This window comes from Candidatus Electronema sp. JC (genome assembly GCF_048287365.2).
Classification (GTDB): Bacteria; Desulfobacterota; Desulfobulbia; order Desulfobulbales; family Desulfobulbaceae; genus Electronema.
Genome location: NZ_JBLWEM020000057.1, coordinates 1 through 23949, shown reverse-complemented (window position 1 = coordinate 23949; position 23949 = coordinate 1). Strand labels below are relative to the sequence as shown.

25 protein-coding genes, 1 pseudogene and 1 riboswitch are annotated in these 23949 nt (G+C 59.4%); of the genes and pseudogenes, 18 read left to right on the top strand and 8 right to left on the bottom strand.

Annotation, left to right across the window (positions count from 1 at the left end):
* Positions 1–11 precede the first annotated feature (11 nt).
* From ACNKH3_RS09210 to ACNKH3_RS09190, 5 genes are all read left to right on the top strand, one after another.
* Entirely contained in the window at positions 12–1196 is a 1185-nt protein-coding gene (locus ACNKH3_RS09210; protein WP_417915896.1) for a TMEM43 family protein, read from the top strand.
* A gap of 60 nt (positions 1197–1256) precedes the next feature.
* A riboswitch (cobalamin riboswitch) is annotated at positions 1257–1483 on the top strand.
* Positions 1484–1639: 156 nt separating this feature from the next.
* Positions 1640–2287 (top strand): energy-coupling factor ABC transporter permease, encoded by a 648-nt coding sequence (locus tag ACNKH3_RS09205; RefSeq protein ID WP_420209007.1) that lies wholly within the window; start codon positions 1640–1642, stop codon positions 2285–2287.
* An 80-nt stretch (positions 2288–2367) separates the two neighbouring features.
* A complete protein-coding gene (locus ACNKH3_RS09200) occupies positions 2368–3945 on the top strand; it encodes an AmpG family muropeptide MFS transporter (protein ID WP_420209006.1) in 1578 nt (525 codons plus the stop codon).
* 135 nt (positions 3946–4080) lie between these two features.
* Positions 4081–5148, top strand: a complete 1068-nt coding sequence (locus ACNKH3_RS09195; protein ID WP_420209005.1) for a branched-chain amino acid aminotransferase — start codon at positions 4081–4083, stop codon at positions 5146–5148.
* A 300-nt stretch (positions 5149–5448) separates the two neighbouring features.
* Positions 5449–5682, top strand: a complete 234-nt coding sequence (locus ACNKH3_RS09190; RefSeq protein WP_417916116.1) for a hypothetical protein — start codon at positions 5449–5451, stop codon at positions 5680–5682.
* 151 nt (positions 5683–5833) lie between these two features.
* Here ACNKH3_RS09190 and ACNKH3_RS09185 read toward each other — a convergent pair whose 3' ends face one another.
* Together ACNKH3_RS09185 and ACNKH3_RS09180 are read right to left on the bottom strand one after the other, a co-directional pair.
* Positions 5834–7684: a SulP family inorganic anion transporter gene (locus tag ACNKH3_RS09185; RefSeq protein ID WP_420209004.1), complete on the bottom strand. Its 1851-nt coding sequence runs from the start codon at positions 7682–7684 to the stop codon at positions 5834–5836.
* Between the two features lie 168 nt (positions 7685–7852).
* On the bottom strand, positions 7853–8035 hold the full coding sequence (locus ACNKH3_RS09180; RefSeq protein ID WP_417915881.1) for a hypothetical protein: 183 nt from the start codon (positions 8033–8035) through the stop codon (positions 7853–7855).
* Positions 8036–8280: 245 nt separating this feature from the next.
* Here ACNKH3_RS09180 and ACNKH3_RS09175 point away from each other — a divergent pair, with 245 nt between their 5' ends.
* Positions 8281–9705: a sensor histidine kinase gene (locus ACNKH3_RS09175; protein ID WP_417915882.1), complete on the top strand. Its 1425-nt coding sequence runs from the start codon at positions 8281–8283 to the stop codon at positions 9703–9705.
* Between the two features lie 54 nt (positions 9706–9759).
* On the top strand, positions 9760–11127 hold the full coding sequence (locus ACNKH3_RS09170) for a sigma-54-dependent transcriptional regulator (RefSeq protein ID WP_417915883.1): 1368 nt from the start codon (positions 9760–9762) through the stop codon (positions 11125–11127).
* 42 nt (positions 11128–11169) lie between these two features.
* On the opposite strand, the gene ACNKH3_RS09165 is transcribed toward ACNKH3_RS09170, so the two are convergent.
* From ACNKH3_RS09165 to ACNKH3_RS09140, 6 genes are all read right to left on the bottom strand, one after another.
* The gene (locus ACNKH3_RS09165; RefSeq protein ID WP_420209003.1) at positions 11170–11895 is read right to left on the bottom strand and encodes a hypothetical protein; all 726 of its coding nucleotides are present in this window, start codon (positions 11893–11895) and stop codon (positions 11170–11172) included.
* A 142-nt stretch (positions 11896–12037) separates the two neighbouring features.
* The gene (locus ACNKH3_RS09160) at positions 12038–12421 is read right to left on the bottom strand and encodes a cytochrome C (protein WP_417917245.1); all 384 of its coding nucleotides are present in this window, start codon (positions 12419–12421) and stop codon (positions 12038–12040) included.
* A gap of 15 nt (positions 12422–12436) precedes the next feature.
* Entirely contained in the window at positions 12437–14068 is a 1632-nt protein-coding gene (dsrK, locus tag ACNKH3_RS09155) for a sulfate reduction electron transfer complex DsrMKJOP subunit DsrK (RefSeq protein WP_417917244.1), read from the bottom strand.
* Positions 14069–14098: 30 nt separating this feature from the next.
* Entirely contained in the window at positions 14099–15115 is a 1017-nt protein-coding gene (gene dsrM, locus ACNKH3_RS09150) for a sulfate reduction electron transfer complex DsrMKJOP subunit DsrM (protein WP_417916251.1), read from the bottom strand.
* A gap of 45 nt (positions 15116–15160) precedes the next feature.
* Positions 15161–15739, bottom strand: coding sequence for an RsbRD N-terminal domain-containing protein (locus tag ACNKH3_RS09145; RefSeq protein ID WP_420209002.1), 579 nt, complete (start codon positions 15737–15739; stop codon positions 15161–15163).
* 27 nt (positions 15740–15766) lie between these two features.
* Positions 15767–17905 (bottom strand): carboxy terminal-processing peptidase, encoded by a 2139-nt coding sequence (locus tag ACNKH3_RS09140; RefSeq protein ID WP_417916249.1) that lies wholly within the window; start codon positions 17903–17905, stop codon positions 15767–15769.
* Positions 17906–18193: 288 nt separating this feature from the next.
* Between ACNKH3_RS09140 and ACNKH3_RS09135 the strand changes: the two genes are divergently transcribed.
* The 11 genes and pseudogenes from ACNKH3_RS09135 to ACNKH3_RS09085 form a co-directional block, all read left to right on the top strand.
* Positions 18194–19495 (top strand): permease, encoded by a 1302-nt coding sequence (locus ACNKH3_RS09135; protein ID WP_417916248.1) that lies wholly within the window; start codon positions 18194–18196, stop codon positions 19493–19495.
* Between the two features lie 57 nt (positions 19496–19552).
* A complete protein-coding gene (locus ACNKH3_RS09130; RefSeq protein ID WP_417916247.1) occupies positions 19553–20002 on the top strand; it encodes a rhodanese-like domain-containing protein in 450 nt (149 codons plus the stop codon).
* A 44-nt stretch (positions 20003–20046) separates the two neighbouring features.
* Positions 20047–20292, top strand: coding sequence for a thioredoxin family protein (locus tag ACNKH3_RS09125; RefSeq protein WP_417916246.1), 246 nt, complete (start codon positions 20047–20049; stop codon positions 20290–20292).
* Entirely contained in the window at positions 20289–20744 is a 456-nt protein-coding gene (locus ACNKH3_RS09120; RefSeq protein ID WP_417916245.1) for a nitrophenyl compound nitroreductase subunit ArsF family protein, read from the top strand. The genes ACNKH3_RS09125 and ACNKH3_RS09120 overlap by 4 nt, the downstream gene beginning before the upstream one ends.
* On the top strand, positions 20741–21427 hold the full coding sequence (locus ACNKH3_RS09115) for an aromatic aminobenezylarsenical efflux permease ArsG family transporter (RefSeq protein ID WP_420209001.1): 687 nt from the start codon (positions 20741–20743) through the stop codon (positions 21425–21427). Before ACNKH3_RS09120 ends, ACNKH3_RS09115 begins: the two co-directional genes overlap by 4 nt.
* A 67-nt stretch (positions 21428–21494) precedes the next feature.
* Positions 21495–21788, top strand: a pseudogene (locus tag ACNKH3_RS09110) (type II toxin-antitoxin system RelE/ParE family toxin).
* Positions 21754–22125 (top strand): HigA family addiction module antitoxin, encoded by a 372-nt coding sequence (locus tag ACNKH3_RS09105; RefSeq protein WP_420209000.1) that lies wholly within the window; start codon positions 21754–21756, stop codon positions 22123–22125. The pseudogene ACNKH3_RS09110 and the gene ACNKH3_RS09105 overlap by 35 nt, the downstream one beginning before the upstream one ends.
* 39 nt (positions 22126–22164) lie before the next feature.
* Positions 22165–22464: a type II toxin-antitoxin system RelE/ParE family toxin gene (locus tag ACNKH3_RS09100; RefSeq protein ID WP_420208999.1), complete on the top strand. Its 300-nt coding sequence runs from the start codon at positions 22165–22167 to the stop codon at positions 22462–22464.
* A 3-nt stretch (positions 22465–22467) separates the two neighbouring features.
* Positions 22468–22761 (top strand): addiction module antidote protein, encoded by a 294-nt coding sequence (locus ACNKH3_RS09095; protein ID WP_420208998.1) that lies wholly within the window; start codon positions 22468–22470, stop codon positions 22759–22761.
* Between the two features lie 215 nt (positions 22762–22976).
* Positions 22977–23381: a hypothetical protein gene (locus ACNKH3_RS09090; protein WP_420208997.1), complete on the top strand. Its 405-nt coding sequence runs from the start codon at positions 22977–22979 to the stop codon at positions 23379–23381.
* Positions 23382–23754: 373 nt separating this feature from the next.
* Positions 23755–23949: hypothetical protein (locus ACNKH3_RS09085; RefSeq protein WP_417909332.1), on the top strand; the 195-nt coding region annotated here is incomplete at its 3' end.

The window sequence follows — 23949 nt, the reverse complement described above, 5'->3', positions numbered from 1 at the left end:
TTTAACTTCTCATGTCCAAAGAACATTTCACTGAAGTCAGCAGAAAATCTTGGTTCAGCCGCTTGAAAGAGGCAGTCAAAGGCATCCTTCTTGGCCTGATCCTTTTCATCGCCGCCTTTTTCCTTCTTTTTTGGAACGAAGGCCGGGCGGTCAAGGAGTACAAAACCCTGAAGGAAGGAGCCGGGGCGGTGATTTCCGCGCCTGCGGATCAGGTCGATCCTGCCCGCGAGGGCAGGCTGATCCATCTCAGCGGCAAGGCCGTGACCGAGGAAATCCTGCGCGACCCGGATTTCTTCGTGACCGCCAACGCCCTCCGTCTGGAGCGCACCGCCGAGATGTACCAATGGCAGGAACGTTCCGAGAGCAAGACTGAGAAAAAACTCGGCGGCGCGGAGGAGACGGTCACAACCTATTCCTACAGCAGGACTTGGTCAGAGTCGCTGATCAGCTCGTCCGGCTTCCGTGATCAGGCGGGACATGAGAATCCCGGCGCAATGCCTTTCAGCTCGGCGGAGCAGACAGCGCGGAAGGTCTCACTCGGTGCCTTCAGTCTGCCGCCCTCGTTGGTCGGCAAGATCAGCAATTTCGAGCAGCTGCCTCTGGGCGCGGAGGTTCCGCTGCCGGAGAACACCGCAGGCCGGAAGGTCTGGCGGCACGGCAGCGGCTTTTATCTCGGCGAAGACCCGAACGCGCCGCAGATCGGCGACCTGCGGATCAGCTTCCGCATCGTGCCGCCGACCGAAGTCAGTGTTGTCGCCCGGCAAAGCGGCTCCAGCCTGGAGCCGTACCGCAGCAAGGCGGGCGGCAGCATCGAGCTGCTCCAGACCGGGACGCACAGCGCGGCGGCCATGTTCGAGAGCGCGCAGCAAAGCAGTAGAATGCTGACCTGGCTGCTGCGTCTGGGCGGCTTCATCCTGATGCTGATCGGGCTGAACATGATGCTCAAGGTGCTGTCCGTGACAGCGGACATCCTGCCGATCTTCGGCAATTTGGTCGGCGCAGGCACCGGCATCATCTCCTTCCTGCTCGCGGCAGTTCTTTCGCTGCTCACCATCGCGGCGGCTTGGGTGATTTACCGCCCGCTGATCGGCCTGAGCCTGCTGGCCGCAGCCGCCGCGCTGATCTGGGCCGTGCGCGGCAGATTCCGGGCGAAACGGCCTGCGGCGGCCATGCCTCCGCCCCCGCCGCCCCGATGAGGGCAAGCTCCTCTTTCTCCGCTGAAAAAGCCGCTTGACAAAAAACGGGCCGCTGCGGTAAAGTGCGTCCGCTGTCAAGGTGATCCGGACTTGTTCCGGATGAAAAGGGAAGCCGGTCAGTCGAATTTGCGTTCGGCGAATCCGGCGCTGCCCCCGCAACGGTGGGCGCGTCACGCTCTCCGCCATCATGCCACTGGCCCTCGCAGGCCGGGAAGGCGGCGGAAGCGGAGCTTCAGCGGAAGCTCAACGCGCAAGCCCGGAAACCTGCCTTGCCAGCTCGGCCAGAACATGCTGCGGCGGGCGGCAGAGGCAGGAGCCGGGCTTTTCCTCGCCGCCCGTTTCCCTCCCTCCTCCTTTCCTCCGCGCCTGCTCCGGCCTCGTGATTCTGTCTGCCGCACTGACGCGGCGCGTTCATCTCACGTTCCCCATGAGGAGGAAACAAAATGCACATCGAACCCGGATTCATCGCCCCGGCCAAGTTAGTTTTGGCCAACGCCTCGGCTGTCGGCCTGCTGGCCGCTCACCTGCACGGGATCTTCCGCGCCCCGGCCCTGCTCCTGCGCGCTCTGATCGCGGCAGCCTTCTTCTCACTTTTCATGCAGTCCTTCCATATGCCGGTCGGCCCGTCCGAGCTGCACTTTGTCGGCGGCATGGCCATTTACCTGACCTTAGGCTATCTGCCGACCATGTTCGGCTTCGCCGCCGGACTGCTGCTGCAAGGGCTGCTCTTTGAGCCGGGCGATCTGGTCCATCTGGCCGTGAACAGCCTTTCGCTGATCGTGCCGCTGATGGCTGCGCATCACAGCTTCGGCAAACGGCTGACTGAAGGACGGCGCGGCCTGAGCTGGACAGAGATTGTCCGCTTGGACGCGATCTTTTACGCCGGAGTCACGGCGATGGTCGGCTTCTGGCTGCTGGCCGGCGAGGTGGAGACTCCCTTCCTGGCTTGGACGAAGTTTGCCGTCGCGTATGCCCCGTTGGTGCTGATTGAGCCGGTGGTGACCATGAGCGCGGTGCGTCTGCTCAAACGCTGGCAGGAGCATAAGCTGGTTGACCGCTGCTTCAACATCCGCGCCGTGCAGCTCGCCTGATTTCATCGCCGCCGCTGTTTCTTTTTTCCGGCCAGCGTGTTATACATGCGGATGCTTGCCTGCTGACAAACAATATCCGTATGAAAGACGACACCATGACCACCCCGAACGCGGCGGCGAAGAACTGGCGCGAGACCATGCGCGCTTGGCTGCACCCCAGAGTGCTGACCATGCTCCTGTTCGGCTTTTCTGCCGGACTGCCCATCCTGCTGATCTTCTCCAGCCTCTCGCTCTGGCTGCGCGAGGCGGGTGTTGACCGTTCCACAGTCACATACTTCAGCTGGGCCGCCTTGGCCTATTCCTTCAAGTTTGTCTGGGCACCGCTGGTGGACACCCTGCCCTTGCCGCTGCTGACCAAAAGGCTGGGGCGGCGGCGGGCATGGCTGCTGACCGCGCAGCTGGCAGTGATTGCCGCCATCTGCCTGATGGCCATGATCGACCCGGCTGCGGGCGGGCAGACGCTGACCATGATGGCCGTTGCGGCGGTGCTGCTCGGCTTGTCCTCGGCCACGCAGGATATTGTCATTGATGCCTACCGGATTGAGTGCGCGGAGCAGGAGCTGCAAGCCCTGCTCTCCTCGGCCTATATTGCGGGCTACCGCTTGGGCATGCTGGCTGCCGGGGCAGGTGCGCTGTATCTCGCCGCCTGGTTCGGCACGAGCATGGAGGCGTACAACTACGCCGCCTGGCAGGGCAGCTACCTGATCATGGCCGCTGTCATGCTGGCCGGAGTCGTCACCACCCTGCTCATCCCGGAACCGGCGGCGAACCGGGAGAAGGTCTATTATCCGGCCAGCTATTACCTGCGCTTCCTGCTGCTCTTCCTCTGCGCTGCCGGAGTCTTCGCCTGCGTCTTCTTCCTCAGCGGCGGCGTGGTGCTGGCACTGGACGGGCTGTTCAAGGGCCTGTTCAGCTCCGCCTTGGGCAGCGAGCTGGCTCCCTTCTCCTCCCTGCTGGCGGAGACAGGCCGCCTGCTCTTTGCCGCCTGCGCCGCCCTGGCCGCCGCTGTCCTGCTCATCCGCGCCAATCTGGCCGACAGCGGCATGGTCAGCGAGACCTACATCAGCCCGATGTTGGACTTCTTCCGTCGCTACGGCCTCCAGACCTCGCTGCTGCTCCTCGCCCTGATCGGCGTGTACCGCATCTCCGACATCCTTTTAGGCGTGGTCTCCAACCTGTTTTATCAGGACCTCGGCTTCTCCAAAGAAGACATCGCCAGCGTGACCAAGACCTTCGGCCTCTTCATGACCCTGCTCGGCGGCTTTGTCGGCGGCACCCTGACCGTGCGCTACGGTGTGCTGCGGATGCTCTTCCTCGGTGCGCTGCTCTCGAGCCTGACCAATCTGCTCTTCCTCCTGCTGGCGCAGGCCGGGGCCAACGTGCCGCTGCTCTCGCTGGTCATCGCGGCGGACAACCTCAGCGCGGGCTTGGCCTCCGCCGCCTTTGTCGCCTTCCTCGCCGGGCTGACCAACATCTCCTTCACCGCCATGCAGTACGCGCTCTTCAGCTCGCTGATGACCCTGCTGCCCAAGCTCCTCGGCGGCTATTCCGGCACAATGGCCACAGCCTGGGGCTATGAGCGGTTTTTCTTGGCCACAGCTCTGCTGGGACTGCCGGTGCTGGGACTGATCTGGCTGGCAGGCAAGCGGCTGCGCTAAAAAACCTGACTGCGCCGCCGCTTGCTTTTCCCGGCCTGCCGGGATATTATGGGGCGACCGCAGGAAGCGCTGCGGACTTTCCCGGCAATTCGCCAGAGTTGAACATATTTTTCACCAGAAAGGACGGGACACACGATGATGGAGATCACGCTGCGCAAGGCGGAGACGCTGAAGGAGAAGCCGGACGAGAGCAACCTTGGCTTCGGCAGGCATTTCACCGACCATATGTTTGTCATGCGCTGGAACAGCAAGAAGGGCTGGCATGACGCGGAAATCAGGCCCTACGGCCCCTTCAGTCTCGATCCGGCGGCGATGGTCCTGCATTACAGCCAAGAGATTTTCGAGGGCCTGAAAGCCTATCATGGCGCAGACGGCTCCATTTTTCTTTTCCGGCCTTTGGACAATCTCCGGCGGCTGAACCGCTCCGCTGTCCGCATGTGTATGCCGGAAATACCGGCGGAAGAGGTGCTGGAAGCCCTCAAGCAGATGATCGTCTTGGATCGCGACTGGGTGCCGCAGGCTCCGGGCGCGTCGCTCTACATCCGCCCAGCGATGATCGCCACCGAAGCTGCGGTCGGCCTGCATCCCTCCAGCGAATACCTCTTCTTCATCATTTGCTGCCCGGTTGGAGCCTACTACGCCGAAGGCTTCAAGCCGACCCGGATTTACGTGGAAGACCGCTATGTCCGGGCCACCGCTGGCGGCGTGGGCGAGGCCAAGACCGGCGGCAACTACGCCGCCTCGCTCAAGGCCTTTGCCGAGGCCAAGGAGAAGGGGTGCAGCCAAGTCCTGTGGTTAGACGCGGCGGAGCGCAAGTATGTTGAGGAAGTGGGCACGTCCAACATCTTCTTTGTCCTCAACGGCGAGCTGGTCACACCGCCGCTGGGCGGCACCATTCTGCCCGGCATCACCCGCGACACGGTGCTGCAATTGGCCGCCGACTGGGGCATCAAGGCGAGCGAGCGGCGGATCAGCATGGAGGAGATCATGGCCGCAGCGGCGGACGGCTCGCTGACTGAGGCCTTCGGCTCCGGCACAGCGGCGGTCATCTCGCCGGTGGGCGAATTCCTTTATCAAGAGCAGAGCATCGTCATCGGCGGCGGCCAGACCGGGCCAATCGCCCAGCGGCTCTTTGACGGCATCCAGCAGCTCCAGCGCGGCCAAATGCCAGACACGCACGGCTGGTTAGCGCGAGCGGAGTAACCCTCTTGCGGCCCAGTGCGGGGACGGAATTTTGTCCCCGACATGCGGCAAAAGTTCCTGCCTGAGACAGCCCTAACTTCCTGTAAGAACAAAAAACTGAGGCGGCGAGAGCTGTTAGCGGAAAAGTGCGTTCGTTATCAAAAAAACGATTGCTTTTCCTTCTGCAAAAGAATAAAATTTCTTTTCAAGAAAGATGCCTGCTTTCTTGCAGCAGGTTTTGCTGCCTTTAAAGACAGAAGCGGATTTTGCCGCTTCATAAAATTTCAGAGGAAGTAATACTCCTCGCAAGGACTACTGATCATGAAGAAAGTGCTTTCATTGTTCGCCGCTGCCCTGTTCACTGTTGCCGCCAGCAACGCAGTGTTTGCTGAGGAAATTACTGAGGAGACTGCTCCGGCTGTTGATGATGCCGCTGCTGTTACTGAGGCTGAAGAAAAGGATGTTGAGAAGGCCGAGAAAGCCGAAGAAAAGGATGTTGAGAAGGCCGAGAAAGCCGAAGAAAAGGATGTTGTTGAGGAGGAGACAAAGGAATAATCCCTTGCTCTTCATAAAAGCGTAAGCGAAAAAACGGCAGACCCTGCAACAGGGGCTGCCGTTTTTGCTTAGTTCCATACTTGCCTGCAAAAAAAGAGGGCCGCCAATCAGCGGCCCTCTTTGTCATTTCAGACGTTCTGCTTTTCAGGCATCACGCCTGCCCGGCCAGCGGCTGCGGGAGAATGATGCCGACATCCGAAGCCGCCTCGCGCCCGCCGTCCTGCTGCTTGGGCCGTGGAGAGGCAGATTTGCTCAGACCTGCGCCTGCGGGCAGCTGCTGACATTCCCGGAAGATCTGCGCCTTGCAGCCGCTGCATTTCTGCGGATCCAACTTTCTGTGAATGGCGGCGATCGCCTTGCTCTTCTCGTCAAAAAAGTTGCCGCTGCCGATCTTCTTGATAAAGCCGGATTTTGCCGCTGTCTCATAGACCGCAGGCTTCATATCGACAAAATACAGGCCGCCGTTGAGCTTTTTCAAGCGGTCATGCTCTGAGGCCAAGGCTTCCGCACCTGCCAAGTCGATCATGTTGATGCCGGAGGCGATGATCAGAATATGCCGGATGCCTTCCTTGTCGGAAATCTCGGCAATGCGGTTCTGAATGCGGCTGATCGAACCGAAATAGACTGAACGGTCAATGCGGATGATTTTCAGCTGCGGGCATTCGCGCAGCGGTTTCTGGTCAAGGGTGACAAATTTCCTGTGGCTGGTGTCGGAAGAGTCAATGGACAGGGCAGGAATTTCCGGGATGGATGTTTTCGCCAGAAAGAGCACCAGCGAGAGCAGCACGCCGAGATAAATCGCGAATTCCAGCTCCAGAAAGAGGGTGGCGAAAAAGGTGGTCAGCAGGATTGAAGATTCGGATTTGCTGAACTCCAGCACATGCTTGATGTGATGAAAATCAATCAGGTTGTAGGCGACTAAAAGGATGACTCCGCCCATTGCGGCGATGGGCAGATATTTCGCCAGCGGGGCGACCAGAAGAATGATGCCTGCCAAGGCGACAGCGGCGAAAATGGCGGAAAGCGGCGTTTTCGCGCCTGCCTCGTAATTGATGCCGGAGCGGGTGAAGGAGCCGGAGCCTGCGTAGCTGGAGAAGAAGCTGCCGATCAGATTCGACATGCCTTGGCCGATGAACTCCTGATTGGCGTTGATGCGCTGGCCGGATTTGGTGGCCACGGCCCGGCTGATGGACACGGCCTCAATCAGACCAAGCAGGGCGACGGCGAAAGCCTGCGCGGCAAGGGATTTGATGGTTGCCAGCGAGAGGTCTGGAGCGGAGAGCGGCGGCAGCTGGGCGGGAATCTCGCCGACAAATTTGATGCCCTCGGACATGCCGCTGAGGGCCACGGCCAGCACGCTGCCGACAATCAGGCCGACCAGCAGGTTCGGCGCCTTCCGCATGAATTTTTTCACTGCGATGGAAACCCCCAGCGTGACAAGGGCGATCAGCAGAAGAAAAATGTTCAGATGGCCGATGCCGGAAAATAAAGCGACCCAGGTGTGCAGAAATTCGGAGCCGCTTTCAATCGGAATGCCGGTGATATGCTTGAGCTGGCTGGTGGCGATCAGCACTGCGGCTCCAGCAGTGAAGCCGATCACCACGGTGTGCGAGACAAAGTTGACCAGCACGCCCAGCCGCGCCAAGCCAAAGGCGAGCTGATAGACTCCGGCAAGGCAGGTCAGCGTCAGAGCAAGGGAGATGAATTCAGGCGAGCCGGGCGTTGCGTACTGGCTGATGGCCGAGAAGACGACAATGGAGATGGCTGTGGTCGGGCCGGAAATCAGGTGGAAGGAGGAGCCGAAGAGCGCGGCGATGATCGGGGTGATCATCGCTGTGTAGAGGCCGTATTCGGGCGGCATTCCGGCGATGGTGGCGAAGGCCACGCCCTGCGGCAGCACGATCACTGCGCCGGTCAGCCCGGCGAAGAAATCGGCCTTGACGCTCTCCTTGGTGATCAGCTTGAACCAAGCGAGAAAGGGGAACAACGATGTCAACTTCATAAAAACGCCTCCTCAGAAGGAAATAGTGCAGCTGGCCTCATGGCCAGTCATGAGCGGAAAAAATCTGTCGCGGCAGTTTTACTTCAAAAAAGAAAAAAAGGAAATGCTGGGCAGGAGATCAGGGGGGAGCGGGAAAAAACGGCGGAACATTTCCGCCGGGGCCTGTTGTCAGGCAGCAGGCGGCATCTCTCTGCGGCATATTTCGACCGCTGCCGGACGGCGGCATTGGCTCCGCCGCTCGCCGTCCGTCCGGCGGAGCATTTCGCGGGCGGCCTGATGCTCGTTTTCTTCGGCAAACGCCGCTGCGCTGAAGCTCTCTTCGATGGCCAGCAGGGTGCAAATGAGTTTCATACTGATCTCCTGATAAAAATAACTGTTTTTCAGCTTGACATCCTTGTTCATGCAAGGATCGTGCCAAAACGGTTTTTTTTATCATCTCCTCACATTTCCTGAACAAACAAATCCGGTCCGGCTGCCGCGCCCCGGCTGGATGTTGCAAAAAGAATCGCCGCCGCTGTTTCAGGAGAAAAAACCTTGGCGCGGCAGCCATGCAAAAGAAGTTGCATTCCCGACTGCGGCATTGCATTATGCAGCGCATGAAACAGCATCCTTTCCTGAACAGTCTTGCGCGGCGGATACAGCTCGGCTATTGTCTGCTGCTGCTGCTGGTCGCGCTGATCATGCTGCTGGTCGCTCTTGGCTTGGCTGACATCCGCCAGCGCGTCGCCGATTTGGAAACTGTCTCGGCTCTCAGCGACACGGTGCTGGAAATCCGCCGCTATGAGAAGAACTGGCTCCTTTACCGGCAGGAGCAGGACTTCCGCGAGAACCAGACGCAGATCAGCAACGCTCTGGCTTTGCTGCGCGAGAAGCACGGCCAGTCTTCCTCCGGCGCGGCGGAGCTGGAACGCGAGCTGCTGCGCTACCGAGAGCTGATCAACAAGGACTTCAGTTTCTTCCAAGTCGCGCGGCATCATGCGGAGGAGGAGCGGATCCGCAGCGTGGGCAAACACTTGGTTGATCTTTCCGGGGCAATGAATGCGGGCATCCGCCGCTCGATTGACAGCAAGCTGGCCAGCCTGACTTGGACCGGCATTTTTTTCGTGCTGGCCGTGGCCGCCTTGGCCTTGCTTCTTGGCCGGCAGATGACGAAGCTGGTGGTGCAGCCGCTCCAGCATATTGCGGAATACACGCGCAGCGTGGCGCAGGGCTGCTGCGCCGGGCTGAAAGATGCCGATGATGATCCTGTTGAAATTCAAGCTGTGAGCAAGGCGATCCGCCACATGCTGGACGTGCTGGAAAAACGTGAGAAGCAGCTTGTTCAGAGCGAGAAGCTCGCCGCTGTCGGCACTTTGGTCGCAGGCGTGGCCCACGAGCTGAACAACCCGCTCTCCAACGCCAGCAGTTCGGCGCAGATCCTGCTGGAGGAATTGCAGGAGGCGAAGATCCCGGAGAGCGACTTTCTCATTGAGATGGCGGCGCAGATTGACGAGGAGACCGACCGGGCGCGGGACATCATCCGCTCCTTGCTTGAGTTCGCCCATGACCGCGAGATGCGGCCTGCGGAGCTGGAGCTGGGGCGCTTCATCCGTCAGACCAGCAAGCTGGTGGTCAAGGATTTCCCTGCGGAGGTCGCATTCACGCTGGAAATAAGCAGAGACGGCCTCTTCTTCGCCGACAAGCGGCAGCTCCAGCAGGCACTGATCAACATCCTCCGCAATGCGGGGCAGGCGCTGGAGGGCAGAGGGGAAGTGCTGCTCCGGGCTGGACTTGACGAGGAGCGCGGTGAAGCGCTGATTGAGGTGCGCGACAACGGCCCCGGCATCTCAGCAATGGATATGGAAAAAATCTTCGATCCCTTCTACACCACCAAGGACGTGGGCAAAGGCAGCGGCCTTGGTCTGGCTGTCACCCGCGAGATCATCGCCAAACACGGCGGTGAAATCAGCGTGGAGAGCGAGGAGGGGCGCGGCGCGGCCTTCCTCATCCGCCTGCCGGTGAACACGCTGCCGTCGTTGTAGGGACACGACATGTCGTGTCCCTGCAACGACGGCAAAATATCAAACAATTCCGATATGAACCCGCCAAAAATATTGATCATTGACGACGAGCAGGCCGCAATCCGCAATTTGCAGCACATCCTCGGCAAGGAGGGCTATGAGGTCGTCGCCACCCGGAGCGGCCAGAACGCTCTCAAGCTGATTGAGCAGCACCGCTTTGACCTTGTGCTGACAGACCTGCGGATGCCGAATGTGGACGGCATGGAACTCCTGCGGCGCAGCAAGCAGGTCTCTCCGGACACCGAGGTGATCATGATCACCGGCTATGCCACCATCAGCTCGGCGGTCTCGGCGATGAAGATGGGGGCCTGCCATTATGTGATCAAGCCCTACAAGCTTGACGAAGTGCGCAAGGCTGTGCGCGAGGCGCTTGAGAAACGGCAGCTGCGGCAGGAGAGCACGGATCTGAAGGAGCGGCTGGCCAAAGCGCAGGGCGTGGCCATCCTCACAGAGGATCCGGGAATGCGCAAGCTCTTGGATACCGCCTGCGAGGTGGCGCAGAGCGACTGCTCAGTGTTCATCACCGGCGAGTCCGGCACTGGCAAGGAGCTGCTCGCCCGGTTCATCCATGAGCGCAGCCCGCGCGCCGCCGGGCCGCTGAAGGCGGTCAACTGCGGCGTGTTCACCGAAGATCTGCTCGCCAACGAGCTGTTCGGCCACGAGAAAGGGGCCTTCACCGGCGCGGACCGGCACAAAATCGGCCTGATTGAGTCAGCTGAAGGCGGCACTCTCTTTCTGGACGAGGTGACGGAGATGACCCCGGCCATGCAGGTCAAACTGCTGCGGGTTTTGCAGGAAAAAGAAGTGCTGCCGCTGGGCGCGACCGAGCCGGTCAAGATCAACGTCCGCTTTCTGGCGGCCACGAACCGTGATCTGACCCGGATGGTCAGGGAGGGCGGCTTCCGGCAGGATTTATATTTCCGCATCAATGTCATGAATCTGCATCTGCCGCCTTTGTCTGAGCGGCCCCGTGACATCCGCCTGCTGGCCCAGTTCTTTCTTGACCGCTTCAGCGCGGCGATGAGCAAGCCGGTGCGGTCGCTGGCCCCGGAGGTCTTGACACGGCTGGAGGACTACAGCTTTCCTGGCAACGTGCGCGAGCTGGAGAACATCATTGAGCGGGCCGTGGTCTTGGCCAGGGGCGAGCGCGTCGAGCTGGCGCATCTGCCTGAGCTGACAGGCAGAGCTGGCCGCGCTGCCGCGCGCTCAGAAAGCGGCGGCCTCCAGTCGTTGGATCAGCAGGAGCGGCTGCATATCGGACGCGTGCTGGAGCAGACCGGCGGCAACAAGTCCAAGGCGGCGGAAATTCTCGGCATCGACCGGGTCTCGCTCTGGCGGAAGCTGAAAAGGTTCAACTTGGAAAGCGGCAAGCCGTCAGCATGAGGCGCGGGACGGAATACCCCGCGCGCCGCGCCCTTTGACCGGTCAAGGTCTTGATGCGTATTCAGGAGGGTGTTCTTCGTAAATCGCCAAGCTGGTGTTGAAGACCAGCCGCTCCAGCTCCTCGCCCTGCGTCACCGCCCGCCCGATCATCTCGCCGAAACGGCGGGCCTCGTCGATCTGCTGCCGGGTGTGGCCGTATTTTGGGTAATGGTCTTTCATCCACGACATCCGCTCCGGGGTTTCTCCGGCCAGCTTGAGGAACACGCCGACAGTCCGCCACGGCTCCTTGCTGGTGTGGGTGAAGATGATGCCGTTCGGCACCCGCGCCCCCAGATTTTTCAGCAGTGATTTGATCCCCCACCAGTGCATCCGCCAGAAGCCCCGGCAGGAGATGACCGGCAGCACGGTCTGCTGGGCAAAAAGCCGCTGGCCGTCGCGGTCTATGAGGGAGAGCACCGGGCCGCTGGGATTGTACGACCAGGTCGGCCCGGCGAGAATGATCAGGTCATACGGCTCAAAGCAGTGTTCGGGCAGCGGCTCAATCGGAATGCGCTGCCGGAAGAGCGTGACGATCATTTTCTTAAACGTCTTGGGAATGGTGCCGATGGGAAAATGCTGCGGGATGGTCGGGACAAGCCGCTCGCAGACCACCTCGGCCTCGTACTCGGCCATGCCGTCGAGCAGGGACTGAACGAGATTTTTGGTCTGGGAGCTGAAAGAATAATAGAGAACAAGAATGCGCTTGGGCTGCGCCGGGCTGCCGCTCATGAGACACCTTTGCTTTCGCAGATGAGATTTATCACTTTTTTTGATAAGCAAAGGGAGGATACTTTACCACAGAATGAAAAATAAAAAAAGCCCCCTGACTGGTTTTGTCAGAGGGCTGGCCGGAAATTGGGAGCTTCGCGGCTTAGGGCTTGGTGTGGCAAGTCCAGCAGTCAGGCGTTTTCACTGAGGCGTAGGCATGGCAGCTGTCGCAAAACTGCTCTTTGCTGCCGCCGTGGCACATCAGACAGCTCATGGTCGGCTTCTGGCCGTCCTTGGCCGCATTGTAGCCTTTGGCGGTGACATGGATGCCTTGCAGCACATCCATATGTGTGGCCCGCATCTCAGCCGCAGGCGGATGGCTCTGGCCGTTTGGAAAAACCGCGCCTTGCACCATTTCCGGAGTCAGATTGGGATCTTTGGCCGGAGCCGCGCCAACATCGCCAACAAGATTGTTGTACCAGATGGGGAAGGTGATCAGAAGAACAAAGACCGCCAGTCCCGGAATGATTTTGCCGCTGTCGTACATAGTTTCTCCTCCCGGTCAGACCAGAGTCCGCAGACCCTCGGTCAGGTCTTGTCTGTTTTCGCCTTCAATCACCAAGGCGTTGCCCACCAGCTCGCTCACGCCAGCCACCTGCACTTCCGGCACCCAATAGTCCATCAGGGTGCTGAGGGTGGCGCGGTCAATCGCGCAGACGCAGGCCAGCGTGTTGATGCCGTGCTTGTCATAAACATGCTTGACCGCGTTGGCGCGGGGCAGGCCGGAGCGCATCCGCAGCTCCATGATCTCTTCCGTGTTCAAGGCTGTGCCTGAACCGCAGCAGAAGGTCTTCTCGCGGATGGTGTTTTCCGGCATCTCATACCATTCGTCGAGCACGTTATTCAGAATATAACGCGGCTCTTCCAACATGCCCATTGCGCGGGCCGGGTTGCAGGAGTCGTGGAAGGTAGCCTTGACATGTGCATTGCGGCTCTTGTCCAACTTGATCTTGCCGTGCTTGATCAGGTCGGCGGTGAACTCGCTGATATGCACCATCTTGGTCGAGGCCGCATTCTCAAAGACCGTGCCAGTGACTGGCGATTTCGGCACTTCAAGGAAGTCAGCCGGGCCGTTCATGGTGTCCATGTATTGATGAATGACGCGCCACATGTGGCCGCACTCACCACCGAGTATCCACTTCACACCCAGCCGTTTGGCTTCAGCGTACATCTTGCCGTTCAGCTTCTTCATCATCTCATTGGAGGTGAAGAGGCCGAAGTTGCCGCCTTCTGAGGCGTAGGTTGACCAGGTGTAGTCCAAGCCGATGGCGTGGAAGAGCAGCATGTAGCCCATGCAGGTGAAGATGCCCGGCTCGGCGAACACGTCTGCGGACGGGGTGATGAAGAGCACCTCCGCACCTTTGCGGTTGAAGGTCGGATTGACCCGCACGCCGGTCAGGTTTTCAATGTCATCGCAGAGGAACTCGACGTTGCCTTTGAAGGCCTGCGGGGTCAGGCCCATGTGGTTGCCGGTGCGGTTGGAATTGGAGACCGGCTCCATCGCCCAGTTGATGCCGCAGCCGACCAGATGCAGCAGCTCGCGCAGCATCATGGTGATCTCGGCGGTGTCAATTCCGTAAGGACAGAAGACCGAGCAGCGGCGGCACTCGGTGCACTGGTAGGCGTACATGAACCACTCTTTCAGCACGCCGACAGTCATCTCGCGCCCGCCAGCCATTTTGCCGAGCAGCTTGCCTGCCAAGGTGAACTCCTGCCGATAGACAGAGCGCAGCAGCTCGGCCCGCAGCACGGGCATGTTTTTCGGGTCGCCGGTGCCGAGGAAGAAGTGACACTTGTCCGCGCAGGCGCCGCAGCGGACGCAGCAGTCCATGAAAATCTTCAGAGAGCGGAAGCGGTCAAGCCTATCCGCCAGCCCCTTGATGATGATCTCCTTCCAGTTCTCCGGCAGCTTCCAGTCCTCGTCCTCCGGGTTCCAAGCGCGGGCGTTGGGGAAGCTCACGCCCTGCTGGCTGTTGAGATATTCCAGCTTTTCCGGCTTGGTCGGGTAGGCGTAGTTGCCCGGCTTGAACACTGCCGGGATGTCCATCCAGTCTTTGTCCGGCATGGAGCCGGTCATCAAAGTCGGGTCTTCGACCACGCTCCGCGCCAGCTCATCTTTTTTTATAACGGCCATTGTGATAGTCCCTTGTCCACCTGTTATTCGTCAGCCTTGCGGCAGTTCTTTTTCAACCGGGATGCCCTGCTCGATCATGTCCGCCCGGAATTCGTCCTCATAGGACGCATAGGAATGCGGCCTGATGTCCGGGTTCCACGGGTTGATGTGCCGCCGCATCCGGCTGTCATTGGCCAGATTGCGGGTCGGGCTGAGAAAGACTCCGCCCATGTGCATCAGCTTGGAGAAGGGGAAATAGGCCAGCAGGCAGGAGACTAAAAACAGATGCACGTAGAAGACTGAGGCGATATTTGCGGGAACAACCGGCTTGAAGGTGGTCAGGCCGAGAGCCAGCTGCTTGATGGCCACGATGTCCACGCCGGAGCGGAGGAAGTAGCGCATCAGGATGCCGGTGAGGGCGATGCCGATGAGGAGGAAAAGCGGGAAGTAGTCGTTGGCCAAGGAGATATAGTTCACCGTTTTGATCAAAAAACGGCGGGCCAGCAGAGCCACTAAGCCGACGAGAATCAGCGCGTCGGTGACGTAGAGCGACAGCTCCGGGGTCGGGTTGAGGGTGAAGCCGTCCAGTGCCTCTAACGCCGTGACGAAGAATAGCTCTGATCCAACGAAAAGGCGCAGATGCCGGATCAGAATCACCAGCATACTGTAATGAAAAAGGATGCCGAAGAGCCAGAGCCAGCGGGTGGAGCTGTAAGTCAGTTCCGGGCCGGGCTTGATGGTGGCCTTGGTGTTGCGCCAGAGAGAGCGGAAAAAAACGATCTCCATGAACATTCGGCCCAGCACTTCGCCAGTGCTCACCGGGGCCTCGAACTTGTCCCGCTTCACCCACGGCATGGAGTATCCTTGGCCGCAGGTGGTGGGAATGCGGAACGGCACCGGCGACTTGGCCCAGTAGAGCACCCGCCAGCAGAAGCCGCCGACAAAAAGAATCAAGGCCGCATACGGCACCGCAACGCCAAACAGGTATTGCATGCCGGGTATGTTGGACCCGATCCACGCAATCAACGCCAAGGCGATGACTGCAACCAAGGGGAAGATGTGCTTCATTGATCGCTCCCTTTTTAAGAAAGATAAAATATCTGAAGCATATTGCTATGCTTTGTCCGCTGCGCAGCCTCCCTGTGGCGACAGTTCTCGCAAATTTTCCCGGATCAATGCTGAAGCGCAAGCTGAATCGGTGAGAATATAACTGCCGCTTTTCAGCTCCCGGATTCGCGCTTTATGCAGCCGCTCCCGGCATTCCATATACAGGTCAAAGGTCTGCAAGGTCATCCGGTCAACGTCGGCCTCGAACGGCATCAGCTCCAAGAGCTGATGCCGGCAGTCTTTGTCCGCCGAGAAAACCTGCCGCACTGCCGCTTTCAAATCCAGCAGCGGCGCGACCGCCTGCGACGGCGTGAACTGCTGCACCGCCCGGATGCGGATGATCTGATCCAGCGGCTTGGCAAACTGCTCCGCGCCTGCGCCTTCAACCAGCAATCGGAACAGCGCGGTCAGACCCTCGCGGATGTTCATGCCGACCGGATTGGCGAACCTGTCCTGTGACTTCTTGAAAAAACTGGATGACTCATACGTGTCCAGCGTCCGCTCGGTCCACAGGGCGAGGATTTTTTCTTCATTGCGCTTCAGGGCTTCGTTCAGGCTCTGCATGATGGTCTTCTGCTCTATCACGATTGCGGGCTGATTTCAAGAAAAAAATTATTTTCTGCCGCCAGCGCTGTCCACCACCGCCGCCGTGCTGTCCATGAGAAAGAGGGCTATATCCGTGTACGGATCGTCGGCCAGCTCCTCCTCCAAGCTCTTCTTTTTCTTGGCGCCAGCGTGCGTCTCATCCTCATCGCCGCCGTCAAGAACCCCGGCGGCTTCGGTTTCCTTTCTCGCCCGCTCCAGCTCCTTGCGGTCCTTCAGCACTCCGGCCAGATACACAGGCACCAGACTGTTGTCCCTGCGCTCCTTGGCCCGCAGGCTTTCAGTCTCAATTTTTTTGAATTTTTCACTTTCGGCCAGATAGCTGGCAGTTTTCAGCTGGGCGGCGGCAGCGTCAATGCGGGGGCCGTGCCACGCTTTATGAGAGACCTCCTTGACCTGATCCCAAGGCAGGGAATTGTCTAAATGCTGCTCGCCGGTTTCCAAGTAGTCCAACATGCTGGGCAGCGTGACATCCGGGGTCACCCCCTTGTACTGGGTGGAGCTGCCGTTGACCCGGTAGAATTGCTGAATCGTAACTTTGAGCGCCCCCAAGTCCTCATATTTTTTCAGATGCAGCAGCGGCAGATTGCGGTTCATGTCGGTCAGGGCCTGCACCGTGCCCTTGCCATGAGTGTGGGCGCCGCCGACGACCAAGGCGCGGCCATAGTCCTGCAGGGCGGCGGCCAGAATCTCCGAAGCCGAGGCGGCGAACTGGTTGATCAGCACCAGCATCGGCCCGTCGTAAGCCACGCTGCGGTCATTGTCCTCCAGCACCATAATCCGGCCTTCGGCGTTTTTGACCTGCACCACCGGCCCGCCGGGCAGAAACAGTCCAGAGACATCCACCGCGTCGGAAAGCGAGCCGCCGCCGTTGTTGCGCAGGTCAAGAATCAGTCCGGCGACACCCTCCTTTTTCAGCTTGGCCAGCTCGCGGCGGGTGTCGTCCGTGACGTTGCGGGCCTCATCATCCCCGCCCCCGGCGGAGAAGTCACGGTAGAAGCTGGGAATGCGCAGATAGCCGACCTTCTGGCCCTGCCTGTCTTTGAGGACAGCGGATTTGACAAAGCTGTCCTCCAGCTTGACCACGTCGCGGATGATAGGAATGACTAAACGGGCGCCGTCCGCTCTGGAGACGGTCAGCCGCACTTCCGTGCCTTTGGGGCCGCGAATGTGCGAGACCGCCTCACGGATGCTCATGGCTGAAATATCGATTGGCTCGCCGTCCTTTTCCGACACCGCCATGATGATGTCCTCAGCCTGAAGCTGACCCTGCGCCTCCGCCGGGCTGCCGGGGATGATGCTCACGACTTTGATGTGGCCGTCGTCCTCCCGCAGCAGCGCGCCGATGCCTTCCAGCGCACCGCTCATGTGAATGTCAAAATCCTCTTTTGATTCCGGAGCCATATATGTGGTATGCGGATCAAAAGCCCGCGCTGCCGCGTCGAAATAACGGTTGTAATGCTCCTGCCGGTCTGTCTTGCGCAGCCGCTCGATGTAGCGGTGGGTTTTCTTGCGCACCTTGTCCAGCGCAGCTGTCCAGCGCGGCTGATCCAGCGGCGTTGCGGCCAGATCAAGGGCAGGCTGACCTTTTTCCTCGCGCTCTTTGTTCAGCTTTTCCATCTCCTCAAGATAGCCGTCAATCACTTCCAGCTTGAGAGAACGCCGCCAGCGGTCGCGCAGTTCGGCGGCATCGGCGGCATAGGTCATTTTTTCGGGATCGGTCTGCAAATAATCAACCCGGCCCGGATCAAACCCGGCATCCAAGATCTCGTCGGTCAGCTTGTCCACTTCGGCGGCGCGCCGGTTGAGCAGCCCCATGCCTGCGTCCGGCAGCAGCAGCCGGCCCTGACTCAGCTCCTCGCCGATTTTGTCGGCAAAGGTGTCTAACTGGCGCACATCCTCGGCCAGCAAGAACTGCTTGCGCGGATCGAGCTGCTTGAGATAGAGCGCGTAGGCGGCCTTGGAGGTCTGCGCGTCCAGCGGCTTGTGGCTGAAATGCTGCGCAGGCAGCTGATGACTGAGCATGTAGGCGATCAGACGGTTGCGTCCGGCATCAAACTCGCTCGGCATGACTTTGCCATGCAGCATCGAGCCGAAAAACAGGGATGTCAGAACAGCGCCGCTGAGGAAAAAACGATGCAGCCGCATAGGATGACTCCAAAAAAATGCAAAAGAAACGGCGGAAGGCCAGTCTGCGGGAAACAGTGTTCAGCAGCTGCGTCGAACGCGGTCAACGCAGCCGGACAAAGTTTCATACCACGGGCTGGGTAAAATGTAAACAGGCAAAAGAGATGCGGCGGGAATGATGTGCAGGCTGCGTTGGTGGATCATCAGCGGAAGGAGGGCAAGCGGAACATGGAGAGGCAGCTCGCAAACTGCCTCTTGCTTTTTTCGTCAACATTTGGCAATATGACAAAATAACCACAGGGGGAACACATGAACTGGAACACTGAATGGAAGAAGCTGGCGTGGATTGCCGGACTGTTTCTGCTCTTCTTTTATCTCCCGGTGGGCTGGGAGCGCTTTGACAACGCGGTGCTGGAGGCCCTGCACCTGAGCAAGTGGTACGCCCGCGAGCATGTGCTGCTCTGCCTGATCCCTGCCTTCTTCATAGCCGGGGCCATCGCCGTCTTTGTCAGCCAGGCCTCGGTGATGAAATACCTCGGCGCAGGCGCGAATCCGCTGCTCGCCTACGGCGTGGCCTCGGTGTCAGGCACCATCCTTGCGGTCTGCTCCTGCACCGTGCTGCCGCTCTTTGCGGGCATCTACCGCATGGGCGCAGGCTTGGGGCCAGCGGCGGCCTTCCTCTACTCCGGCCCGGCCATCAACGTGCTGTCCATCGTCCTGACAGCGCGGGTGCTGGGCTTGGAGCTGGGCATAGGCCGGGCGGTCGGGGCAATCGTCTTCAGCGTGGTCATCGGCCTGCTGATGGCCTTCATCTTCCGCAAGGAGGAGGCGGCCAAAGCCGCAGCGCGCATGGCCCTGCCAGATGAGGAGGTGAGCCGCCCGCTCTGGCAGAACGCGCTCTATTTCGCCTCGATGGTCGGCATCTTAGTCTTTGCCAACTGGGGCAGGCCGGAGGAGAGCACGGGCATCTGGGCGGCCATCTACAGCGTCAAGTGGCTGGTGACTTCCTGCTGCGCCGCCGGACTGGGCATCATGCTCGTGCTCTGGTTCAAGCTGGCGTGGTGGAAAGTGGCGGTGAGTGCCCTGCCGGTTATAGCACTCGCCGTCCTCTTCCCAGAGCAGCCGCTGCTCGCCTTCACCGCTGGCAGCATCGGTCTTTCCGTCATCACCAGCACGGACAAGGGCGAGACCGGCGACTGGTTCGCCTCGTCTTGGGACTTTGCCAAGCAGATCCTGCCGCTGCTGCTCTTCGGCGTGCTCATCGCGGGTCTGCTGCTGGGCAGGGTCGGGCAGGAAGGGCTGATTCCTTCGGCATGGATAGCTGGCGCGGTGGGCGGCAACTCGCTGGGAGCGAACTTCTTCGCCTCCTTTGCCGGAGCCTTCATGTACTTCGCCACCCTGACCGAAGTGCCCATCCTGCAAGGACTGCTCGGCAGCGGCATGGGCAAGGGGCCTGCGCTGGCCCTGCTGCTGGCCGGCCCCGCCCTGAGTCTGCCCAACATGCTGGTCATCCGCACCGTGCTGGGCACCAAGAAGACCGTGGTCTTTGTCAGCCTGGTGATTATTATGGCAACTGTCAGCGGCGTGATATTCGGGGCGCTGTTCGGATAAACAACTGCTCAATCAACGGCCCCGTCATACTGGGCGTTGATCAACAAGGAGAACCACATGAAAAAACTGGCGCTCATCTTCCTGCTGGCGGCAATGTGCCAGCCTGCATACGCAAGCGATGCCCAGCTGGAGAAATACATCACCGCCTTTGATTATGCCGCCAGAAATGAGATGAAGGTTGACAGCAAAGAGCTTGTCCAGCTCTTGAAGGAAGGGAAAGCGCAATTGATTGACATCAGGTTTGCAGAGGAATATGCAGCGTGGAAGGTCATGCCGTCAATCAACATCCCTTTGAACGAGCTGCCGAAAAGGCTTGCAGAGCTTGACAAGGACAAGATCATTGTGACTGCATGTCCTCACAAAGACCGCGCAACTATCGCGATGGTGTACCTCCGCTCAAAAGGTCTTGAGGCGAGATACCTGACCGACGGACTGGTCGGACTCGCAGACAATCTTCGCGGCGACACGGCCAAGGATTTCATCAACGCTCTTGGAAAGGCGCAGTGATTCCTGCCTGCTGTTCTGATAAACAAACAACTATGGAGATGGCAATGAAGATCCAAATACTGGGCACCGGCTGCCCCAAGTGCAAGAAGCTGGCCGAGAACGCCGAGGCCGCTGCCAAGGCCCTTCAGCTTGACTACGAGCTGGAGAAGATCACCGACATCAACCAGATCACTGCCTTCGGGGTGATGATGACTCCCGCCTTGGCGGTGGATGGCGTGGTGAAGCTGGTTGGCAAGACCTCATCCGTGGACGAGCTGAAGGCTGTGCTGGCAGGAGGAGCAGGGAAATGAGGAAGAGCATCCGCATCATGGCCTTGGCCCTTTCAGTGTTCGCCCTCAGCGGCAGCGCAGCTTTTGCTGAGGAAGCCCCAGCCAGCGGGCAGGCGCAGCGCGTCGAGCAGAGCACAACGCGGGTCTATTACTTCCACGGCAACCAGCGCTGCAAGACCTGCAAGAAGATTGAGGCACTGACCAAGAAGACCTTGGAGGAAGGCTTTGCCGCCCAGCTCAAGGACGGCTCAGTGGAATTGCAGGTGGTCAATGTGGACGAGACCGAGAACGAGCACTTTGTTGAAGACTACGAGCTGGCTGTCCGCTCGGTGGTTATCTCCCAGCTCAAGCAGGGCAAGGAGGCCAGGTGGCGGCGTTTGGACAAGGTCTGGCAGCTGGTGCATGACGAGCCTGCGTTCACCGACTACCTCCGCACCGAGATCGCCGCCCTCAATCAGGGCGCAGGCTCATGACGGAGTCCATCCTCGTGCCGCTGGCCTCGGCCTTCTGGCTCGGCATCCTCACCTCCATCAGCCCCTGCCCGCTGACCACCAACATCGCCGCCATCTCCTATGTGGGGCGGCGGGTGGGCAGACCGGCCAGCGTCTTGCAGGCAGGACTGCTCTACACCGCCGGGCGCGCTCTGGCCTATCTGCTGCTGGGCGTGCTGCTGGTCGGCAGCCTGCTCTCCGCGCCCTCGCTCTCGCAGATGCTGCAAAAACAGATGAACATGGCCCTTGGCCCGGTGCTGATTGTGGTCGGCCTGATCCTGCTGGAGGTCATCCGCCTGCCAACAGGCAAGGGCGGCGGCCTGAGCGCGGCCTTGCAGAACAAGGCCGACTCTCTGGGCATCGGCGGGGCCGGGCTGCTGGGCATGGTCTTCGCCCTGTCCTTCTGCCCGACCTCGGCGGCCCTGTTCTTCGGCTCGCTCCTGCCCTTGGCCGTGCAGCAGCAGTCAAGCCTGCTCATTCCCGGCATCTACGGGCTGGCAACCGGCCTGCCGGTGCTGCTCTTCGCCCTACTGCTGGCCTTTGGGGCCAACAAGGTCGCCCAAGCCTTCAACCGCATCACCGTCTTTGAACGCTGGGCACGGCGGCTGACCGGTGTGCTGTTCCTCTTAGTGGGCGGCTATTACTGCGCGGTGTATTTTTTGTGAGCGGAGCAAGGGAGTGATGTGCAAGGCAACAGTTGCGCATCTGCCTTGCCGCATTCTATAATGACGTATGATTCAGTCTTTCAAGAGCGCGGGCGCAGAGGACATCTTTGACGGCGCGGCATCACGGGCGGCGTTGAAGCGCTGCCCCAAGTCAATTTGGCCTGTAGCCCGCCGGAAACTGGATCAGCTCAACCGTGTTCGAGAGGTTGCCTAACTCAGAGTGCCGCCGGGCAACCGCTTGGAACTCCTGCAAGGCGACCGCGAGGGGCAATACAGCATTCGGATCAACCAGCAGTACCGTATCTGCTTTCAATGGGAGGATGGCCATGCCTGCGCAGTCGAAATCACAGACTATCACTGAACGAAGCAGCGGGCGGCGGCTGCCCGCGCATCGTCCGCCGACCCATCCGGGAGAGATGCTTGAGGAGGAGTTCCTCAAGCCGCTCGCAATCACCAAGACCGAGCTTGCCCGGCATCTGGACATCCCGTATTCCCGTCTAAACAACATCATCAAGGGCACGTCTTCGGTCACGCCGGACACTGCTCTGCGGCTGTCGCAGGTCGTGGGCATGTCGGCTGATTTCTGGCTGGGCTTGCAGCAGGACTGGGACTTGTGGCAGGCCATGCACCGGCCTGAAGCGCGGGCTATCTTCCGGCTGAAGCCTCTTGTTGCGGCTGCGAAGAGTATTCCTGCCTGAGCAGTTGCAGGGATGTATCCGTTCGGATAGACTGAATTCATGAACACGTTTCTGCGGACGGAGGAGTTCGACGCTTGGCTCTCCGCCTTGAAAGACAAGATTGGCCGCGCCCGCATCGCGCATCGCATCCGCTCCGCCGAGCATGGCAACTTCGGCGACTGCGAGGCGGTTGGCGAAGGTGTATCTGAAATGCGGGTGCATGTCGGCCCCGGCTATCGAGTCTATTACACCCGTCGCGGAGACGTGATCTATCTGCTTCTGCTGGGCGGCGACAAGTCCTCGCAGAAGCGCGACATCAAACGCGCTATTGAGATGGCGCGGGCTTTGGATGCGGAGTGAATCATGGCCAAACCTGTTCCCTTTGACGCTGCTGACTACCTCGACGATGAAGAGACCATTGCGGAGTATCTGACCGCCGCCTTGGAAGATGCCAATCCCGATGTGTTCCTTGCCGCTGTCCGTGATGTGGCGCACGCACGCGGCATGGCGCAGCTTGCCAAAGATGCCGAGCTTGGCGGTGAGAGCCTGCACAGGCTGCTTGCGCCCGGCGTGAAGCTGCACTATGACACAATGCTCAAGCTGCTTCATGCCTTGGGCATCAAGCTCTCCGCAAGACCTCTTCATGCACCGGCCTGAAGCGCGGGCTATCTTCCGGCTGAAGCCTCTTGCTGCGGCTGCGAAGAGTATTCCCGCCTGACTGCTATTTTCCCTATTGACAGAGTTTGGCTCGGTGCTTACCTATGAGCCAGGTTACTGGGTACATGTTACGCAGCAGGTCAAAGTGAGCAGACTTGCCCTAACCTATGGCCCAGCGCAGTTACGAACTATTTCAATACAATAAAGGATCATTCATGAAAATTGTATCAATTAACTTAGAGAGTACTGACAAGCTTGTATCAGCTAACCTTAAGGACCGTCAATATCCGCCCCATAGTGTTGCCTTCAATCTTGATCGTCCACTATCTCCACGTGCTAAGAAAAAACTACCGTCATGTCTTAGCGATTTCCCTGGCTTGAGTATTAAAGTTAACGAGAGCGGTCTGTGTCTGACTGTAAAGAATACAAGTGGATCTATTGATAGCGATGCCGTCAAGTTCATCAATGAAAAACTCGAGGCTATAGAGAAAGAAGAGCAAAGTTTTTTCCAAAAAAGGAAAGAAGAGTTACAAGCCATTGCGGAGAACACTAAACTGGACTTTGATCAACCATTAGAGAGTGTCGAGCCAGACGAGTTCAATGTCATAATAGGTGGTTAATAAGCACCGCAGGCTGGGCAAGCCTCTTCTTGCTTGCCCAGCCCTCTTCACCACCCATAGCCCCTTCCCGCCCAAGCACATAGACGAACCCGGCATAAGCACGTATGCCGATCTCGTCTATGTGCTTATCCGAACCTCGCCTAAGCACTTATGTCCGACTCTCCCATGCGCTATAACCGTTTCGGTTTATAGGCTGTAGAATTTTTCCCAATAGCCTGTAACTTTTCCGGCCTATAAGCTGTCGGAGAAGAAAACCGCCGCAGCCTTCCGCTGCTCTTCTTTTTTTATTGACAGGAACCCCGCCGCCGCATAATCTGCCGGATTAGATTGTTTTGATGTCATGACAAACAGTTAATCCCCAAGGAGAGCAGTTATGGCAACCGTGCAATGGAGACCAGAAGTCAACGCCCTGACCACACCCCAGTCTTGGCGGCCCCGCTATGTGGCGCGCAACACCAACGGCAGCGACGTTCTGGCTGCCCGGATTGCCCTGAAACACCCCTCTCTGGACGAAGAGACCATCAAAACAACCATCACCGCCTTGATTGAGGAGATACGCATTGACCTG

What these genes read in the sequence shown, in the direction of transcription:
- ACNKH3_RS09210 (WP_417915896.1), top strand. Translation starts at nt 12, where the DNA reads ATGTCCAAAGAACATTTCACTGAAGTCAGCAGAAAATCTTGGTTCAGC.
- ACNKH3_RS09205 (WP_420209007.1), top strand. Translation starts at nt 1,640, where the DNA reads ATGCACATCGAACCCGGATTCATCGCCCCGGCCAAGTTAGTTTTGGCC.
- ACNKH3_RS09200 (WP_420209006.1), top strand. Translation starts at nt 2,368, where the DNA reads ATGAAAGACGACACCATGACCACCCCGAACGCGGCGGCGAAGAACTGG.
- ACNKH3_RS09195 (WP_420209005.1), top strand. Translation starts at nt 4,081, where the DNA reads ATGATGGAGATCACGCTGCGCAAGGCGGAGACGCTGAAGGAGAAGCCG.
- ACNKH3_RS09190 (WP_417916116.1), top strand. Translation starts at nt 5,449, where the DNA reads ATGAAGAAAGTGCTTTCATTGTTCGCCGCTGCCCTGTTCACTGTTGCC.
- ACNKH3_RS09185 (WP_420209004.1), bottom strand. Translation starts at nt 7,684, where the DNA reads ATGAAGTTGACATCGTTGTTCCCCTTTCTCGCTTGGTTCAAGCTGATC.
- ACNKH3_RS09180 (WP_417915881.1), bottom strand. Translation starts at nt 8,035, where the DNA reads ATGAAACTCATTTGCACCCTGCTGGCCATCGAAGAGAGCTTCAGCGCA.
- ACNKH3_RS09175 (WP_417915882.1), top strand. Translation starts at nt 8,281, where the DNA reads ATGAAACAGCATCCTTTCCTGAACAGTCTTGCGCGGCGGATACAGCTC.
- ACNKH3_RS09170 (WP_417915883.1), top strand. Translation starts at nt 9,760, where the DNA reads ATGAACCCGCCAAAAATATTGATCATTGACGACGAGCAGGCCGCAATC.
- ACNKH3_RS09165 (WP_420209003.1), bottom strand. Translation starts at nt 11,895, where the DNA reads ATGAGCGGCAGCCCGGCGCAGCCCAAGCGCATTCTTGTTCTCTATTAT.
- ACNKH3_RS09160 (WP_417917245.1), bottom strand. Translation starts at nt 12,421, where the DNA reads ATGTACGACAGCGGCAAAATCATTCCGGGACTGGCGGTCTTTGTTCTT.
- dsrK (WP_417917244.1), bottom strand. Translation starts at nt 14,068, where the DNA reads ATGGCCGTTATAAAAAAAGATGAGCTGGCGCGGAGCGTGGTCGAAGAC.
- dsrM (WP_417916251.1), bottom strand. Translation starts at nt 15,115, where the DNA reads ATGAAGCACATCTTCCCCTTGGTTGCAGTCATCGCCTTGGCGTTGATT.
- ACNKH3_RS09140 (WP_417916249.1), bottom strand. Translation starts at nt 17,905, where the DNA reads ATGCGGCTGCATCGTTTTTTCCTCAGCGGCGCTGTTCTGACATCCCTG.
- ACNKH3_RS09135 (WP_417916248.1), top strand. Translation starts at nt 18,194, where the DNA reads ATGAACTGGAACACTGAATGGAAGAAGCTGGCGTGGATTGCCGGACTG.
- ACNKH3_RS09130 (WP_417916247.1), top strand. Translation starts at nt 19,553, where the DNA reads ATGAAAAAACTGGCGCTCATCTTCCTGCTGGCGGCAATGTGCCAGCCT.
- ACNKH3_RS09125 (WP_417916246.1), top strand. Translation starts at nt 20,047, where the DNA reads ATGAAGATCCAAATACTGGGCACCGGCTGCCCCAAGTGCAAGAAGCTG.
- ACNKH3_RS09120 (WP_417916245.1), top strand. Translation starts at nt 20,289, where the DNA reads ATGAGGAAGAGCATCCGCATCATGGCCTTGGCCCTTTCAGTGTTCGCC.
- ACNKH3_RS09115 (WP_420209001.1), top strand. Translation starts at nt 20,741, where the DNA reads ATGACGGAGTCCATCCTCGTGCCGCTGGCCTCGGCCTTCTGGCTCGGC.
- ACNKH3_RS09105 (WP_420209000.1), top strand. Translation starts at nt 21,754, where the DNA reads ATGCCTGCGCAGTCGAAATCACAGACTATCACTGAACGAAGCAGCGGG.
- ACNKH3_RS09100 (WP_420208999.1), top strand. Translation starts at nt 22,165, where the DNA reads ATGAACACGTTTCTGCGGACGGAGGAGTTCGACGCTTGGCTCTCCGCC.
- ACNKH3_RS09095 (WP_420208998.1), top strand. Translation starts at nt 22,468, where the DNA reads ATGGCCAAACCTGTTCCCTTTGACGCTGCTGACTACCTCGACGATGAA.
- ACNKH3_RS09090 (WP_420208997.1), top strand. Translation starts at nt 22,977, where the DNA reads ATGAAAATTGTATCAATTAACTTAGAGAGTACTGACAAGCTTGTATCA.